This is a genomic window from Picosynechococcus sp. PCC 8807, assembly GCF_001693295.1.
GTDB lineage: Bacteria > Cyanobacteriota > Cyanobacteriia > Cyanobacteriales > MRBY01 > MRBY01.
Window position 1 is genome coordinate 1,197,754 of the sequence record NZ_CP016483.1, and the last position, 15,215, is coordinate 1,212,968.

A 15,215-nucleotide genomic window follows, 5' to 3' on the forward strand; every position below is an offset into this window, starting at 1 on the left:
ATTCCCGGAAATATTGTAAGATTGCTCCCATTACCGGGCAAAAATCACCATGAAAAACGAAGCGAACGGCCAACCTTCCCCTTGCTTTCCTGTCAGCCTCAGCGAACAGACCATGAGCTATGACATTGTGCAAGAAGCCGTGTTATCCCTCTGGCAAGTGGTCAATGGCCTGAGTAGTATTCAGCCGCCCCGCCGCGATCACTATCGCGTGACAATTTTTGGTTCGGCCCGGATTACCCGCGACTCGCCCCTCTACCAAGACGTGCGCCGCTTAGCCAGTGAGTTGACGACCCTCGGCTGTGACATTGTGACGGGGGGTGGCCCTGGTTTGATGGAAGCAGCGAACGAAGGCAGTGTTTTAGCAGATCCCCATGACCGGACAAAATCCATTGGTATTCGCGTGGATTTGGGGTTTGAACAGGAGGTTAATCCCTTTGTCGAAGAGGTGTTTCAGCACCAGACTTTTTTCTCACGCCTGCACCATTTCGTTTTGGTTTCCGATGCGTTTGTGGTGATGCCGGGGGGAATTGGGACAACCCTCGAAGCGTTGATGATTTGGCAGTTGCTCCAGGTGCGTTCGATCCATAATATGCCGTTTATTTTGGTGGGCGACATGTGGACAGAATTAGTCCAGTGGGCCGAACAAACCATGGTGCCCCAGATGGCCGATGCAGTGGATTTTGAAATTCCTGTGTGTGTTGGGTCGGTGGATGAGGCGATCGCCCGTTTGAAACTCTCCCATCAGGCCTGGGCGCAATGCTCCCCCTAGCTTTTTTCTGCTCGGTAGGTGTAGAACTGCTGAAAGATGCCCACCGTCTCAAAGGAGTACCGTGGAAAGGGCTCCGGCAAAACGATATCCGTTTGGTAGATGCTAAAGAAAAAATAATTATTGACGCTGGTTTGCCGACTGACGATTTCGCCCAATTGGGCCTGGCTCGCGTCCACTAGGGTTTTGCAGTAGTTGCGCAGCAAATCGCTTTGGAGATTGCCTAAACCGAGGGGCAGATCATCACCCGAATTTTGGCAGACATTATCCTTAAGATAGATGGCAATCTGTTCGCCCGCATAATTGCGATACTGGCTCAGGGGAGGATTGGTTAAGTAGGCGATCGCCCCAAGGACAACAACGCCGAAGCCGCTGACCACACCGCTAATTTGAGAAAATTTCATAAAAAACCTGGACAAAATAAAATCAATTCGATAACATTATTAATCGTGATTATGGCGAGCGTAGCCAAGTGGTTAAGGCAGCGGATTGTGGTTCCGCCACTCGGGGGTTCGAGTCCCCTCGTTCGCCCTCTCAAATCTAAACAATTTTATAACCGAAGTCAGGGTTCCCTCACAGCCTATCCCAGGGGACATTTTTTCAGTCAGTACCGGATTTTTATCCTCTCGTAGACCAAGCACAGGGTAACTCAGCAAGCACAGGGTAACTCAGATAGTGATTTAAGCTTGCAAAAAGTAGACCTTAGTTGAAAGCCTTGGCGTAAAAACCTTAGCAACAGCTTGCACCTACATTAAATCCAGGGAAAACGAACAGAAAATTGATTCCCTAGAGCCGATATTGTCTTACTGCGGACGATTCCCCACCGGACTGTACCGGACGTTGCTGGAGTTGTTGGTTGAACCAAAGGGCGATCGCCAAACTCGAAAAGAACAGCAGAATCGGTAACCAACGGGGCGCTTGGGTTGAACGCTGGGTTTGGCGTTGGGGCGCTTGGCCACGAACCCGTCTAATTTTTTCGGGCCATTCGGCAAATTCCCGCTCGGTGGTCATGGTGAAATTCTCTAAAACTTGAATGCAGCAATAATTTGTACTTGTGTTTTTTATTATACAAAGTGGCAATCCGGCCTTGGGGTTTGGGTCGTTGCCGGGATAGGGGAACTCTTCTATGCTTTAGGGGCAACCATTTTGACCGAAACAATGCAGGACATTCGCCTACTGGTGTTGGATATTGACGGCACGATTTCCGGGAAAATAAACCAAGTGAGTCCCCAGGTTTTAGAGGCGATCCAAGCGGCCCAACGGAAAGGGATCAAAGTGGCGATCGCCACCGGGCGTATGTTTTGTTCGGCCAAGCGATTTTACGAAGCCATTGCCTCCGATGTTCCTTTGATTGCCTATAACGGCGCTTGGATTCAAGACCCGCTACAAACTCTCCCCCATCAACAGCTTTCAGTGCCAGCCGATATTGCCCTTGATATTCTCGATTTTCTTAGCACTAAGAATTGGCGATCGCAGCTCCATTTGCACGTCTATCACAACGACGAGTTATATGTCGATGATTTCAATGAGCGGACTGCGGCCTACCAAGAGAGAACGGGTTGCAAGGCAAATTTGCTCACCGATTTGCGGGATATTGTGGCCCAGGCTCCCACAAAAATTCTTGCGGTTTGCCACACAGAAACGGTACCGAAAACCCTCTTGCCCCTCGTGCAAAAACGCTACACCCAGCAGCAAATTTACTGTACCCAGTCCACGGCTGTGTATGTAGAATTTACCTCACCGACGGCGACGAAAGGCCAAGCGGTAAAATTTCTCACTGAAGAAATTCTGGGGTTGCAGGCTACTAACGTGATGGCCATTGGCGACAATTTTAACGACCGGGAAATGCTTGAATATGCGGGGCTTGGCGTAGCCATGGGGGATGCTCCTGCTGCCCTCAAAGCCGTTGCGGACGCTGTGACAACCTCCGTCGAAGAGGATGGGGTCGCCGAGGCGATCGCCAAATTTTTGCTTTAAGTTAATCAATCACACGAATCATTTTTAGATTCGGATCACTAGCCCCGGTGATCACTCCCCCCAGTTGTAACGTCTGGCGCAAGCTGGCGAGGGTGGCTACCGTAATTTTTTCGCCGGGCATGATCGCCGGAATTCCAGGGGGATAAGGACAAATCAACTCCGCGCAAATTTGATTGAGACTGGCTTCAAGGGTAATGGCTCTACTGGTGGCAAAAAAAGCTTGGCGCGGCGAGAGTTGTGGCAGTCCATAGCAGGTTTTAGGCTGATCGGTTGAAATGTTTGGCTTGTTTAAAGGCTGTTGTGCTTGATTGTTTTGACTAAGGGTTTGAAACGCATCGATTAGCCGCTGAATATCCTGGTTTGTATTGCCAAAGGTGAGGATAAAAGTGAGCGATCGCCCCAGGGGGAGTTCTGCAATCACATCCAAAGTTTCCGTTAAGATTTCATCTGCGGCATAACCTGTTAACCCTAAACCCGAAACATCAACGGTGAGGCGGGTGGGATCAAAATATTCGATGCCTGCCTGGGGTTGGGGATCAAAAATTTTTAATCCTGGAATCGAGGTCAAAGCTTGCCGTGCTCGTTGCGCCAAAGCGAGTGTTTCTGACCAAAGGGTTTCGCCCTGTGCTGCCATTTGGGCGCGGGCCGCATCCAGGGAAGCCAGGAGTAAATAGCTGGGACTGGTGGATTCGACAAGTTGCAAAGCACGGTTGATTTTCTGGGGATCAACCCTGGCTCCTTGTCGATGGAGCATCGAAGCTTGGGTCATCGCTCCCAGAGTTTTGTGGGTCGATTGGATCACCAGATCAGCACCGAGTTCGAGGACAGGGGGCGGGAAATTAGGATGAAATTTAAAGTGACTACCGTGGGCTTCGTCAACGATGAGCGGAATATTGTGGCGCTGGGTAATGGCGGCGATCTCCTTTAAATTTGGACAAACCCCTTGATAGGTGGGAGAAAGAACAAAAACCGCTTTAATATCAGGATGAATTTGCAAGGCTTGCTCAACAGATTCTGGCGTTAAACCATAACTCAAATCCCATTGGGGATCGTAGGGAGGATTCACAAAAACTGGCATCGCCCCAGACAAAATCAAGCCAGAAATTGCCGATTGATGGACATTGCGGGGTAAGAGAATTTTTTCCCCTTCCTCCACCGTCGCTAAAATGGCGGCGATAATCCCACAGGTGGAACCATTGACCAAAAACCAGGTTTGATCAGCTCCAAAGGTTTCGGCAGCTAGGGTTTGAGCCTCTAAAATCGCCCCTTCTGGCGCAAACAAATTATCAAGACCAGGGAGTTCCGGTAAATCTGCCCGAAAAACCGCCGTTCCCCAGGCCTGTGCCAACCCAGGAAAAACCCCCTGACTACCTTTGTGACCGGGGGCATAGAAGGCTGCATGGTTATCGTGGGCGAGGGCGAGCAGGCGCGAAAACAGGGGCGTCATTAATTTAAGTCAGGGAAGCTAAGGTTGTGGTCACCAGGGCAGTGACATCATGCACCGCAGGTAAACTATCCACCACCATCGCTGTACAAAGCAACATCATGTAAAGAATCGAATATTTAAACATTGACTTCGCTAGGGGCTGATCAAAGGGATTTTGCTTCAATTCCCAGGCTTTTTGGATAAAAATGGCTCCCAGCACTAAAGCGGCGATCGCATAAAACAGCCCAGACGCTTGGAACGGGAACACCAGCAACAGACTAAAGGGCACAACGATTAATGTATAAATCCAAATTTGATCGACGGTTATTTTCTCTCCCTTGACCACGGGCAGCATCGGCACCTCAACTTCTGCATAATCTTCTTTGATCATCAAGGCCAAGGCCCAGAAATGGGGCGGCGTCCAGAGGAAAATCAGCGCAAACAAAATCCAGGCTGACCAATCCAACTGACCCGTAACCGCCGCCCAACCCACCAGGGGCGGAATCGAACCTGCGGCCCCACCGATCACAATATTTTGTACGTGGTGCCGTTTCAGCCAGTGGGTATAAACCAGCATATAAAACACAATGCCCGATAACGCTAAACAGGCGCTGAGCAGGTTCACAAATACCGTTAACAGGGAAAAAGACAAACTCCCCAAAACCAGCGCAAAAATTAAGGCATGGCGTGGTTGAACGCGACCAGAAGGAATGGGCCGCTTACGGGTGCGCTGCATCGAAAAATCGATGTCCTGGTCATAGATGCAGTTGAGGGTTTGGGCAGAGGCGGCGGCGAGGGTCCCCCCCAATAACGTAATCAGCAACTTTACCGGGTCAATGTGACCATGGGAGGCAATCCACATCGAAGCAGCGGTGGTAATCAGCAGTAGGGGAATAATGCGGGGTTTGGTGAGTTGGTAATAGCTTTTGATAACCGCCCAAAAGTTTTCATGGTGCGGAGAAAGGCTGGTGCCGAGCATAAAAATACCTGAATTTAATTAAAGACGCAGAGGAATGGAGAGATGGGGTTTGACTTAACTGGTGTGGGGCTGGCGATCGCGGAATGCAAAGACAGAAAACATCGCCAAAGTCCCAAGGAGGCTCGCCCCAACGGCCTGGTGGGTCACGGTGAGAGGCTCCACTTGCAGATGCAGTTTAAAGGTGGCTACCCCAATGAGAATTTGTAAGCACACCAGTAACATGGCGACATTGGCCAGGCTGCGGAGAGCAGGGTGGAGCGCTGGTGTCCGCCAAGCCATGATCACAGTGACGAGCGTTGCGAGGGTAGCAGGGACAACACCGACGATGTGACTGTCCATCACCACACACATATCCCCTTGGAAAAAGCACTGGTGCAAGGCCCACTGGGAGGCGACTAAACCTCCAGACAGGCTTTGGAGATAAATAAAAATGGCTGCCGTCAGACCAAACCAAGGTAATTTTCCGGCAGTGCCGTTGCCGCGATAATCACTCAAACAACTGCCAATGGTGAGCAGGGTAACAAAAAAGAAGAGGGCCGTACCTAGGTGGGCTGTGACGATATCAAAGCGTAGCAGTTCGGTGACGGTTAATCCTCCTAGGATCCCTTGAAACACAATCAAAAATAGGGCAAAGCTCGCAGCCCATGGCAGCCAACGGGGTAGTGCCGTCCGGAACCAGAGGGTGAGTCCCACCAAGGCGATCGCCGAGAGACCGATCAACATCGCGTCTAAACGGTGGAACCACTCCAAGAAAACCTGTAAATTCATCTGTTGGGTCGGCACCAGTTGCCCGTAGCACAGGGGCCAATCCGGACAAGCCAGTCCCGCATTCATCACCCGTGTTGCACTGCCAATCGCCATTAACAACAAGGTGGCGATCGCCATTTTCCAAACCAAACGACGAACCCATGTTTTCACCTGATCACTCGCTGGCGAAAAAGAATTTGGAGATGAAATGGAATGAGCCATGAAGCCTCCTCACAAAACGCTTAACAATCTACGGAGTCAGAACTGCCACAGATGTAAATAGCTACACAAATTAGATTTTAGGCTAAGAAAAATAGCTAAATCTCGTTAATTAACACTGTAGTGAACCCATTTAGACGCTGCTGTTTAGCGACCTATCCTGTACAAATTCTTTACATTTAAGCAACGAATAACCGAGGAAATCTAAATATAATCTTAAGTTTTTGGCCAGATAGATTACATAATTGAGTTTTAAATAACCTTGATACAAAATCATCAAGATTTGTCATCAGTCAACCATGAAGATTGTGACAAACCAAAGGCATTTCCAAACAGTTTGTTTTAACGTGGTAACCAGCAGTTATTCCAAAAAAGCTCCAACATTTCCCGTGAATATTCCCAATAGCATCACGACCTTGATCGCTGGAATTGCCATTACCCTCATCAGTCTCTGGTACGGTCAAAACCATGGTTTACTACCCGTTGCCGCCTCCGCCGACGCCAATGATGTCGATGAATTGTTTAATCTGATGATGACCATTGCCACTGGTCTTTTTATCTTGATTGAAGGGGTTTTGGTGATTTGTCTAATTCGATTTCGCCGCAAACAGGGGGATTTAACCGATGGCCCGGCGATCGAAGGCAATGTTCCCCTAGAGATTGTCTGGACAGCGATCCCCACCGTCATCGTCTTTATCTTGGCGATCTATAGCTTTGAAATCTATAACAAAATGGGCGGCCTCGACCCGATGGTTTCTGGGGGCGGTATGACCATGGCCCACCATCATCAACATAACCCCAATACCATGGACAACATGGTGGCAATGGAACCAGATTCTAAAATTGCCATTGGCATTGGTAAATCCATGTCGGCCAATGATGAAGATCCTTTAGTGGTTGACGTGAATGGCCTGCAATACGCCTGGATTTTCACCTACCCCGATACGGGCATTGTCTCCGGGGATCTCCATGTGCCTGTGGATCGTCCGATTCAACTCAATATGAAAGCGGCGGATGTGATCCATGCTTTCTGGCTCCCAGAATTTCGCATTAAACAAGATGTGATGCCCGGCCAGGTTTCACAATTGAGCTTTGTGGCCAACCGAGAAGGCACCTACCCGGTGATTTGTGCAGAATTGTGCGGCTCTTACCATGGCGGCATGAAAACTACGATGACCGTTGAAACGGCAGAGGGTTATGACCAATGGGTGCAGTCGCGCACAGTGGCGCTGCAAGATGGCGAGGGTCAACCGCTACCCGTCGATTCTACGGCCTTAACCGATGCAGAATTTCTCCAGGCCTACGCCGAGGAGATGGGGATTATTGAAAATACCCTAGAGCAGATTCCCCATAATCCTTTGGGAATGATGTCGATGGCCCAATAAGGTCAGGCTTTTTCCAACAATTAAACCAACTAAACCTGTAACTAATTTTTTAGTAAACGCACGATAACTAATCAACGATCAACCATGAGTGACGCGACAATACACCATGCGGGCGATCGCAAATGGACGGACTACTTCACCTTTTGTACTGACCACAAAGTAATCGGGATTCAATATCTCGTTACGGCTTTCTTGTTTTACTTCATTGGTGGTGCATTAGCAGAGATTGTCCGCACAGAACTTGCGACCCCAGACCCAGACTTTGTTTCCCCCGAAGTCTATAACCAAATGTTTACGATGCACGGCACGATCATGATCTTCTTGTGGATTGTGCCCGCCGGAGCCGCCTTTGCCAATTACTTGATCCCGCTGATGATCGGTGCGGATGATATGGCTTTCCCTCGGTTAAATGCCGTGGCCTTTTGGATGCAGCCCGTCGGCGGTATTCTTCTGATTCTGAGCTTCTTTGTAGGCGCACCCCAGGCGGGTTGGACGTCCTATCCGCCCTTGAGTTTGATCTCTGGAAAGTGGGGCGAAGAACTCTGGATTTTATGTCTGCTGATTTTGGGGACGGCTTCGATTTTGGGGGCGATTAATTTTGTCACCACGATTTTTAAGATGCGCGCCCCGGATATGGACATCCACAGTATGCCGCTGTTTTGTTGGGCGATGTTGGCGACTTCGGCGTTAATTTTGCTCTCGACTCCGGTCTTGGCCGCAGCTTTGATCTTGCTGTCCTTTGACCTGATGGCAGGCACAGCTTTTTTTAACCCCACGGGCGGTGGCGATCCGATTGTGTATCAGCACCTCTTTTGGTTCTATTCCCACCCGGCAGTGTACATTATGGTGCTCCCCTTCTTTGGGGTCATTTCAGAAATTCTCCCAGTCCACTCCCGCAAACCAATCTTTGGCTATCGGGCGATCGCCTACTCCGGTTTAGCAATTAGCTTTCTCGGTTTAATCGTCTGGGCGCACCACATGTTTACCAGTGGCACCCCTGGCTGGCTGCGGATGTTCTTTATGGCAACAACGATGCTCGTAGCCGTACCGACGGGGATCAAGATCTTTAGCTGGTGTGCGACCCTCTGGGGTGGCAAGTTACAACTCAACTCCGCGTTACTCTTCGCCATTGGATTTCTTTCGTCTTTCCTGATTGGCGGTTTAACAGGGGTGATGTTGGCAGCAGCTCCCTTTGATATCCATGTCCATGACACCTATTTCGTCGTGGGTCACTTCCACTATGTCCTCTTCGGTGGCTCTGTCTTTGCCCTCTTTGGGGCGGTATACCACTGGTTCCCGAAAATGACGGGCAAAATGTACAACGAAACCTGGGGCAAAATTCACTTTGCGATGACCTTTATCGGCTTTAACATGACCTTTTTGCCGATGCACTATCTGGGTCTCCAGGGGATGAACCGCCGCATTGCCCTCTATGATCCCCAGTTCCAGCCCCTAAACCAAGTTTGTACCCTAGGGTCTTACATTTTGGCGTTATCAACGTTGCCGTTTTTGGTCTCAATCATCTTGGGGTTAGTCAATGGGAAAGCGGCCGGACGGAATCCGTGGCGTGCTCTCACCCTGGAATGGCAAACGACCTCACCGCCGAGTATCGAAAACTTTGATGAGCCACCCGTCCTTTGGGCTGGCCCCTATGAATATGGCATTGATGGAGAACCCAGAGATGAGGATTCCATTGAAGAGATGCTCGCTGAAGTGGCAGAAATGAGTTAGAGGAGTCGCAAAAATGCAAAGTTCAACCACCAATACGGCGATCGCCACCGATTATCAAACGCCTCCGACGGAACACCATGGTCATCCTGACTACCGGATGTTTGGCCTCGTGATGTTTCTAGTCGCAGAAAGTATGATTTTCCTGGGGCTGTTCGCCGCTTTTTTGATTTATAAGGCGACGATGCCTGGTTTCACAAAGGAATTAGAATTGCTCGTGCCCACGGTGAATACGATCATCCTGGTCAGCAGTAGCTTTGTGATGCACAAGGGCCAAAGCGCGATCAAAAACGACGATGTTAAAGGTTTGCAGCTATGGTTCGGGATTACGGCATTGATGGGGGCGGTCTTCCTCGGTGGCCAGGTCTATGAATATGCCCACATGGAGTTTGGCCTCACGGAGCATCTGTTTGGCAGTTGTTTCTATGTGCTGACGGGGTTCCACGGTCTCCACGTGACGGCAGGGCTGTTATTTACCTTGGCAGTGTTGTGGCGATCGCGCGAAGCCGGTCATTACAGTGGCCAAGCCCATTTTGGTGTCGAAGCAGCGGAACTCTACTGGCACTTTGTGGATGTGGTCTGGATTATCCTGTTCGGCCTTGTCTATCTGCTGTAATAGCTTTATTTCTTAAATCAATCCTTAAAAAGAGGAGGCCAATAATGTCTCCTCTTTTTTGTTGCTGCATTTATTTTTCACGCTGCAATTTCAACATAGGCAGAAGAAACAGAAGGCTGTGGAATTTCTAAGCCTTCTAATTGCAATCCTTCAAGGTGAAAGGTGATCGCCTCTTGCATATTTTGCGTCACTTCAACTTCTGTTGCCCCTGTTGCGACACAACCAGATAAATCTGGAGAATAAGCTGAATAACCCGTATCGGTTTTTTCGATGACGATTAGATAGCGCATCATTTCTACTTTATTACTTTAAACCAGCTTGTTTGAGAATACTATTTTGGGTTCCAGGAGCTAGTTCATCGCTGAATTTTCCTGCAACTGTTACTAATCCTAGTTTAGTTGGATGCTTGTACTGACGGTGACTTCCGCGAGTTCTAGTGAGGCTCCAACCATCTTGTTCTATAAGTTTGATAATTTCTTTAACTTTCATTATCCATGACTCATACTTGCACTAACAGGGCGACAGCATGGACACAAATTCCCTTTTCCTCACCCATGGCATCTAGTTTTTCATTGGTTGTGGCCTTAACACCCACCTGATCTGGATCAACTCCCAGGGCTTCAGCAAGACATTGAGTCATGGCTTGGATGTGCGATTTCAGTTTCGGGCGTTCAGCGACAATCACCGAGTCAATATTGCCAATTTGCCAGCCCCGTTCTTGGATGAGTTGATGTACCTGCTTGAGCAATTCAATGCTGTCAGCCCCTTTCCACTGGGGATCCGTAGGCGGAAAATAATGGCCAATATCCCCCAAACTGAGGGCACCCAACATCGCATCCATAATCGCATGGGTCAAAACATCTGCGTCGCTATGGCCATCTAAGCCGAGGTGGTGTTCTAGCTGAATGCCTCCCAAAATGAGGGGACGACCAGGCACGAGACGGTGGACATCGTAACCGTTACCAATGCGGATTTTCATAGGAGTTAGGGGCGGGCATAAAGTCACTGGTTAGGGTAGCATATCTCTTTTTATTTTCTGGGTGTGACGGCGATAAATTTCTGAGGCTAAGCTAATTTCTGGGGGAAAGCTGCCTTAGAATCACCTTAAGTAAGTTCACACATTCTGAGCACAATTTTTTTGGTTCAAGAATCCTATCGCAGGAAAAAAGTATGGCAATGAGGCAAGGCTGGCACAGTTTAATCCTGGGGAGTTTACTGCTGGGCACAGGCGGATCGGCACTGCTCTCACCTGTCCTAATACCTCCAACCTTTGCCCAAGAAGCCACCTCCACTACCCAAGGGCGTTCATTCCTTGCGGAGTTGTGGTTATTAAACCAAGGTTTTGTTGGTCTCCGGCCTGAACTAGAAGAGTTCCCTGACAATTTGGCGGCGCTCAACACTGGGACAGCGGCCTTCGATGCAGAAATTTTTCGGAATGATCGGGCTGGCCTGCAACAACTCCAAGAACAGATCCGGTTGCTGGAAGGGCAACTGGCAACGATTCAAGACCCGGCCCAACGGGAAGCTTTAGCAACGGCGATCGCCAACCTTGATCAGCAGCTCAATAATCTCGCCAACCTGATTGAACCCTTTACGGATGGCTTTAATCCGGAAACGATCCAGCGGCTCCAGGAATTTTTAGATTTTTTTGAACGGCGCAACCTCAGTGAAGCGGACTATGGTTTCTACGGTAGCGTTACCCAAACGGAACTCGAAGAATATCTTGCACAACAGTTAAGTGACCTCAGCGAAACCCTCAAAACCCTGAATGAAACCACAACCCAAGGGGCGATCGCCCCGGATCTGGCCACCTCGATTGATTATCTCTACACGAGCCTAAGCCTGGAAAATACCGTTGTGGATGATGGCACGACTTTTTCGGCAATGATCCAAACCCTCCAGCGGGATAATCAGCGCCTGCGACAACGCCTGCGTACCACCAATTTTCTCCTGGGGCTGCTCCTTCTGTTAGGCACCGCGACCCTTGCCCTGTTTTATCTACGGAAACCGACCCCAGCAGCTTCGCCTGTCAATCGCTATTTCCCGGATGCGGAACCGGATTCCTTGGATCTTGATCGGCTAGAAGCAAAGCTTATCAAGCGACTCCAAAACACCTACGATCTTTCGCCCAAGGAAAATTTTGCGGCGATCGCCCCGCCGCCAGTAACAACCCAACCCGCCACTATTCCCCTCAGCAAAACACCGCATTCACAGCCCCTAGCCGCGAACACCCTAGACGACCCAGAAGCATTCAATCCAGCTTCACAAACGCTCGATCACCTAGATCCGAACCCCGTAGAAACAGAAATTGATACAGACACAGACGCTGATTTTCCGGTGCAATTTCTCAATGTCTACGATGCCCTAGTGGAAACCTATAATGCCGATGCCATGGGCCTGGCCCCAGAGGCGATCGCCTTGGCTGTCCAACCGCCTGTGACCCAAGATCCCGAAACTGACGGAGAAACTGAAAATTTCCTGAGCGGGTTATTATTCCAAACCGATGACCAAGGGGACTATTGGGCCATCGAAGTGCAAAATCAGTATTACCTTGTGCCCCGCGCCCAGCTTAAAATTACCCCTGACAATTACGCTTTTTTCCAGCAAACTTTTATCTGCTACGGTAACCAAAAGCCGGATTTACAGACGATTAAATTACTCAAACCCGCTCGCATTGCCACCACAGATCAAGACAATCTTTGGGAATTGGTTCAACCGGGCATTGTTGTTTTAGAAAACGTTGAATCTTTAGCCTAAGTTTTAGACGAAATCATTTGGACAAATAATATTTACTCAACCTAGTAACGGCCCCTAATAAGTCCTTTGCGCCCCCGAAACTCTGTGGTAGAAAGCTAAAATTTACCTTAAAATAGCAGCAATTCTGGACAATTTCCGTCCCCTGGTTTTGAGGAGTATAAACATGAGCCTTGCTTGCATCGGCCGACAGCATTTAAGTCACTTGGCGATCGCCACGACTTTACTAACAGGACTCACTGGCGCGATTTACCAATCCACAGCCCAGGCCCAGGCCGCCTATGGTAGCTATGTGGGTGCTGGGGCGAGCGTTGGCGTTTCCTCCGACTGGAACGGTGAGGGACAGCAATTGAGTGCCGTGCTTGCTGCCCGTTATAAGTTTCTGAAATTACCTATTTCCCTCCGGACCCAAGCCTTTATCGGTTCTGGTAGTACCGCCATTGTGCCGACCATTTCCTATGATGTGCCCCTAACCTGGCAACTCGATGCCTATGTGGGTGCTGGTTATTCCTTCGCAACCGGAAACAACCCTTCCCCCGTCGGCGATCGAAACACCTTGGTGATTCAACCGGGACTTGATTATGCACTACCCAATGGCAACACGGTGCTCTTTACCAATGCGGTGTTTGCCTTTGATGCCTATGAAGGTAAAAATGAAAAGGCCGTTGCGCTCCAAGGAGGGTTAGGTCTCCGCTTCTAAACGGCAACCTGTGGCTTTAAAAAAGTACAATTGAACCGTATATTAGGCGATCGCCAACCGAGACAAAATGAATAGTTGTGTATTAATGGCGCGCATCCTAGGGGAACCAGAACTGCGCTATACCCCCGACAATACCCCCCTGGCTCAGATCACCATCGAATTTCCGGCGCTCCGGGAGGGAGACCCCGCTTGCCGACTCAAGGCTGTAGGTTGGGGCGATAACCTCAGCCAAGACATCCAGCAAAATTACCACGACGGTGATCAAGTGATCTTGACGGGACGACTGACGATGAACACCATCGAACGACCCGAAGGCTTTAAAGAAAAGAAGGCAGAGTTGGTGATTTCGCAAATCCAAGCTATTGGTGCTGGTCTAGGCTCCACCTCTCCTGGAACGACCATGACCCCTTCTGCTTCGACTTCACCCGTTACCCCCAGTAATGTGGTGCCCATCAACCCCATGGCTCCCGCTCCTAATCCTGCCCCGGCTCCCAGCGAACCGGAACCGAACCTCGATGACATCCCGTTTTAGACTGTGAACCTAGGCGATACCATTGTGGCGATCGCCAGTGCCGTCGTCCCAAACCAAGGCAGCATTGGCATTGTCCGTCTATCTGGCGCAGCGGCTCTCCCCATTGCCCGTCAACTCTTTCAAGCCCCTGGTCAGCAGACCTGGGAGAGTCACCGCATTCTGTACGGCTATGTCCGTCATCCCCAAACCCAAACGATTGTCGATGAAGCGCTGCTCCTGCTGATGCTGGCCCCCCGTTCCTTCACTGCTGAAGATGTGGTGGAGTTCCACTGCCATGGGGGCATTATTCCCGTGCAGCAGGTGCTACAGCTTTGTTTGGGGGCTGGGGCGCGGTTGGCGACGCCAGGAGAATTTACCCTCCGCGCTTTTTTGAATGGTCGCATTGATCTCACCCAGGCCGAAAGTGTCGCGGAATTGGTGGGGGCAAAATCACCCCAATCGGCCCAAGTGGCCCTAGCAGGCATCCAAGGGAAACTGGCCCAACCGATCCAACAACTCCGGGGTCAATGTTTAGATATTTTGGCGGAAGTGGAAGCCCGCATTGATTTTGAAGACGATTTACCTCCCCTCGATGAGCCGCAAATTCAGCGGGATCTGACCCAGGTGCTCGAAAAAGTGGCACAAATTCTCCAGACCTCTGACCGGGGCGAACTATTGCGCACGGGGTTAAAGGTAGCGATTGTGGGCCGTCCCAATGTGGGGAAATCGAGTCTGTTAAATGCCTGGAGTCGCAGCGATCGCGCCATCGTCACGGATTTACCAGGGACAACGCGGGATGTGGTAGAGTCCCAGCTTGTGGTGCAGGGTATCCCGGTACAGGTATTGGATACGGCGGGCATCCGGGATACAGAGGATGCCGTCGAAAAAATTGGTGTTGCCCGTTCCCTCGCCGCTTCCCAGCAGGCGGATTTGATTTTGTTTACCATCGATGCGGCGGTGGGATGGACAGCGGCAGATCAAGAAATTTTTCAGCGAATTGTGGCCACAAAAGCCAATCAACCCTTAATTTTGATCCTCAATAAAATTGATATTGGCCAACCAGAAGCCATTGAAATTCCGCCCCAAGTACAAGGGGTCGTCAAAACAGCGGCAGCCCAACATGAGGGTGTGGATGAATTGGAAACGGCGATCGCCAATTTGGTGCAAGCGGGAAAAGTGGGAGCCGCCGCTCTCGATTTTGCGATTAATCAACGGCAAGCCGCAGCCTTAACCCAGGCGCAACAGGCCCTCATCCAAGTACGAGAAACTATTGCCCAAGGGCTGCCCCTGGACTTTTGGACAATCGATCTACGCAGTGCGATCCAGGCCCTAGGGGAAATTACCGGCGAAGGGGTGACTGAATCGGTTTTGGATCGGATCTTTAGCCGTTTTTGTATCGGGAAATAG

17 protein-coding genes and 1 tRNA gene are annotated in these 15,215 nt (G+C 50.1%); 10 read left to right on the plus strand and 8 right to left on the minus strand.

Annotation, left to right across the window (positions count from 1 at the left end; all coding sequences use genetic code 11):
• Window positions 1–49 precede the first annotated feature (49 nt).
• Window positions 50–769, plus strand: coding sequence for an LOG family protein (locus AWQ24_RS05835; protein WP_065716249.1), 720 nt, complete (start codon window positions 50–52; stop codon window positions 767–769).
• Here AWQ24_RS05835 and AWQ24_RS05840 read toward each other — a convergent pair.
• Window positions 766–1,170: a DUF4359 domain-containing protein gene (locus AWQ24_RS05840; protein ID WP_065716250.1), complete on the minus strand. Its 405-nt coding sequence runs from the start codon at window positions 1,168–1,170 to the stop codon at window positions 766–768. The genes AWQ24_RS05835 and AWQ24_RS05840 overlap by 4 nt on opposite strands.
• Window positions 1,171–1,224: 54 nt before the next feature.
• Here AWQ24_RS05840 and AWQ24_RS05845 point away from each other — a divergent pair.
• Window positions 1,225–1,297: transfer RNA gene (locus tag AWQ24_RS05845), tRNA-His, on the plus strand.
• A gap of 255 nt (window positions 1,298–1,552) precedes the next feature.
• Here AWQ24_RS05845 and AWQ24_RS05850 read toward each other — a convergent pair.
• Window positions 1,553–1,777 (minus strand): hypothetical protein, encoded by a 225-nt coding sequence (locus AWQ24_RS05850; protein WP_030006256.1) that lies wholly within the window; start codon window positions 1,775–1,777, stop codon window positions 1,553–1,555.
• A gap of 147 nt (window positions 1,778–1,924) precedes the next feature.
• Between AWQ24_RS05850 and AWQ24_RS05855 the strand changes: the two genes are divergently transcribed.
• Window positions 1,925–2,743, plus strand: a complete 819-nt coding sequence (locus tag AWQ24_RS05855) for a Cof-type HAD-IIB family hydrolase (protein ID WP_065717320.1) — start codon at window positions 1,925–1,927, stop codon at window positions 2,741–2,743.
• A gap of 1 nt (window position 2,744) precedes the next feature.
• On the opposite strand, the gene AWQ24_RS05860 is transcribed toward AWQ24_RS05855, so the two are convergent.
• Genes AWQ24_RS05860 through AWQ24_RS05870 form a run of 3 tightly spaced genes read right to left on the minus strand, consistent with a single transcriptional unit; the run spans window position 2,745 to window position 6,117 of the window.
• A complete protein-coding gene (locus tag AWQ24_RS05860) occupies window positions 2,745–4,190 on the minus strand; it encodes an aminotransferase class I/II-fold pyridoxal phosphate-dependent enzyme (RefSeq protein ID WP_065716251.1) in 1,446 nt (481 codons plus the stop codon).
• A gap of 4 nt (window positions 4,191–4,194) precedes the next feature.
• A complete protein-coding gene (locus tag AWQ24_RS05865) occupies window positions 4,195–5,148 on the minus strand; it encodes a heme o synthase (protein WP_065716252.1) in 954 nt (317 codons plus the stop codon).
• 54 nt (window positions 5,149–5,202) lie between these two features.
• Window positions 5,203–6,117: a heme A synthase gene (locus AWQ24_RS05870; RefSeq protein WP_065716253.1), complete on the minus strand. Its 915-nt coding sequence runs from the start codon at window positions 6,115–6,117 to the stop codon at window positions 5,203–5,205.
• A 386-nt stretch (window positions 6,118–6,503) separates the two neighbouring features.
• Here AWQ24_RS05870 and AWQ24_RS05875 point away from each other — a divergent pair, with 386 nt between their 5' ends.
• From AWQ24_RS05875 to AWQ24_RS05885, 3 genes are all read left to right on the plus strand, one after another.
• Entirely contained in the window at window positions 6,504–7,499 is a 996-nt protein-coding gene (locus tag AWQ24_RS05875) for a cytochrome c oxidase subunit II (RefSeq protein ID WP_062436555.1), read from the plus strand.
• An 84-nt stretch (window positions 7,500–7,583) separates the two neighbouring features.
• Complete coding sequence (ctaD, locus tag AWQ24_RS05880; RefSeq protein WP_065716254.1) at window positions 7,584–9,230, plus strand: cytochrome c oxidase subunit I; 1,647 nt, start codon at window positions 7,584–7,586, stop codon at window positions 9,228–9,230.
• Between the two features lie 13 nt (window positions 9,231–9,243).
• A complete protein-coding gene (locus tag AWQ24_RS05885; protein WP_012306786.1) occupies window positions 9,244–9,843 on the plus strand; it encodes a heme-copper oxidase subunit III in 600 nt (199 codons plus the stop codon).
• Between the two features lie 77 nt (window positions 9,844–9,920).
• On the opposite strand, the gene AWQ24_RS05890 is transcribed toward AWQ24_RS05885, so the two are convergent.
• From AWQ24_RS05890 to ispF, 3 genes are read right to left on the minus strand one after another with little or no spacing between them, the layout of a single operon-like run.
• On the minus strand, window positions 9,921–10,136 hold the full coding sequence (locus AWQ24_RS05890; protein WP_232318881.1) for a type II toxin-antitoxin system HicB family antitoxin: 216 nt from the start codon (window positions 10,134–10,136) through the stop codon (window positions 9,921–9,923).
• 10 nt (window positions 10,137–10,146) lie between these two features.
• The gene (locus tag AWQ24_RS15895; protein WP_071819463.1) at window positions 10,147–10,332 is read right to left on the minus strand and encodes a type II toxin-antitoxin system HicA family toxin; all 186 of its coding nucleotides are present in this window, start codon (window positions 10,330–10,332) and stop codon (window positions 10,147–10,149) included.
• A 10-nt stretch (window positions 10,333–10,342) separates the two neighbouring features.
• Window positions 10,343–10,822 (minus strand): 2-C-methyl-D-erythritol 2,4-cyclodiphosphate synthase, encoded by a 480-nt coding sequence (ispF, locus tag AWQ24_RS05895; protein ID WP_012306788.1) that lies wholly within the window; start codon window positions 10,820–10,822, stop codon window positions 10,343–10,345.
• A gap of 191 nt (window positions 10,823–11,013) precedes the next feature.
• Between ispF and AWQ24_RS05900 the strand changes: the two genes are divergently transcribed.
• The 4 genes from AWQ24_RS05900 to mnmE all read left to right on the plus strand — a co-directional run bounded on the left by AWQ24_RS05900 (window position 11,014) and on the right by mnmE (window position 15,215).
• Window positions 11,014–12,600: a hypothetical protein gene (locus AWQ24_RS05900; RefSeq protein WP_065716256.1), complete on the plus strand. Its 1,587-nt coding sequence runs from the start codon at window positions 11,014–11,016 to the stop codon at window positions 12,598–12,600.
• A 163-nt stretch (window positions 12,601–12,763) separates the two neighbouring features.
• On the plus strand, window positions 12,764–13,297 hold the full coding sequence (locus tag AWQ24_RS05905; protein WP_012306790.1) for a hypothetical protein: 534 nt from the start codon (window positions 12,764–12,766) through the stop codon (window positions 13,295–13,297).
• 67 nt (window positions 13,298–13,364) lie between these two features.
• Window positions 13,365–13,829, plus strand: a complete 465-nt coding sequence (locus AWQ24_RS05910) for a single-stranded DNA-binding protein (protein WP_065716257.1) — start codon at window positions 13,365–13,367, stop codon at window positions 13,827–13,829.
• Between the two features lie 3 nt (window positions 13,830–13,832).
• The gene (mnmE, locus tag AWQ24_RS05915) at window positions 13,833–15,215 is read left to right on the plus strand and encodes a tRNA uridine-5-carboxymethylaminomethyl(34) synthesis GTPase MnmE (protein ID WP_065716258.1); all 1,383 of its coding nucleotides are present in this window, start codon (window positions 13,833–13,835) and stop codon (window positions 15,213–15,215) included.

Bases quoted from the DNA above. Each gene is read 5' to 3' on its own strand.
- AWQ24_RS05865 (WP_065716252.1), bottom strand. From the start codon at position 5,148: ATGCTCGGCACCAGCCTTTCTCCGCACCATGAAAACTTTTGGGCGGTT.
- AWQ24_RS05840 (WP_065716250.1), bottom strand. From the start codon at position 1,170: ATGAAATTTTCTCAAATTAGCGGTGTGGTCAGCGGCTTCGGCGTTGTT.
- AWQ24_RS05860 (WP_065716251.1), bottom strand. From the start codon at position 4,190: ATGACGCCCCTGTTTTCGCGCCTGCTCGCCCTCGCCCACGATAACCAT.
- AWQ24_RS05910 (WP_065716257.1), top strand. From the start codon at position 13,365: ATGAATAGTTGTGTATTAATGGCGCGCATCCTAGGGGAACCAGAACTG.
- AWQ24_RS05905 (WP_012306790.1), top strand. From the start codon at position 12,764: ATGAGCCTTGCTTGCATCGGCCGACAGCATTTAAGTCACTTGGCGATC.
- AWQ24_RS05890 (WP_232318881.1), bottom strand. From the start codon at position 10,136: ATGATGCGCTATCTAATCGTCATCGAAAAAACCGATACGGGTTATTCA.
- AWQ24_RS05850 (WP_030006256.1), bottom strand. From the start codon at position 1,777: ATGACCACCGAGCGGGAATTTGCCGAATGGCCCGAAAAAATTAGACGG.
- ispF (WP_012306788.1), bottom strand. From the start codon at position 10,822: ATGAAAATCCGCATTGGTAACGGTTACGATGTCCACCGTCTCGTGCCT.
- AWQ24_RS05870 (WP_065716253.1), bottom strand. From the start codon at position 6,117: ATGGCTCATTCCATTTCATCTCCAAATTCTTTTTCGCCAGCGAGTGAT.
- ctaD (WP_065716254.1), top strand. From the start codon at position 7,584: ATGAGTGACGCGACAATACACCATGCGGGCGATCGCAAATGGACGGAC.
- AWQ24_RS05855 (WP_065717320.1), top strand. From the start codon at position 1,925: ATGCAGGACATTCGCCTACTGGTGTTGGATATTGACGGCACGATTTCC.
- AWQ24_RS05900 (WP_065716256.1), top strand. From the start codon at position 11,014: ATGGCAATGAGGCAAGGCTGGCACAGTTTAATCCTGGGGAGTTTACTG.
- AWQ24_RS05885 (WP_012306786.1), top strand. From the start codon at position 9,244: ATGCAAAGTTCAACCACCAATACGGCGATCGCCACCGATTATCAAACG.
- AWQ24_RS15895 (WP_071819463.1), bottom strand. From the start codon at position 10,332: ATGAAAGTTAAAGAAATTATCAAACTTATAGAACAAGATGGTTGGAGC.
- AWQ24_RS05835 (WP_065716249.1), top strand. From the start codon at position 50: ATGAAAAACGAAGCGAACGGCCAACCTTCCCCTTGCTTTCCTGTCAGC.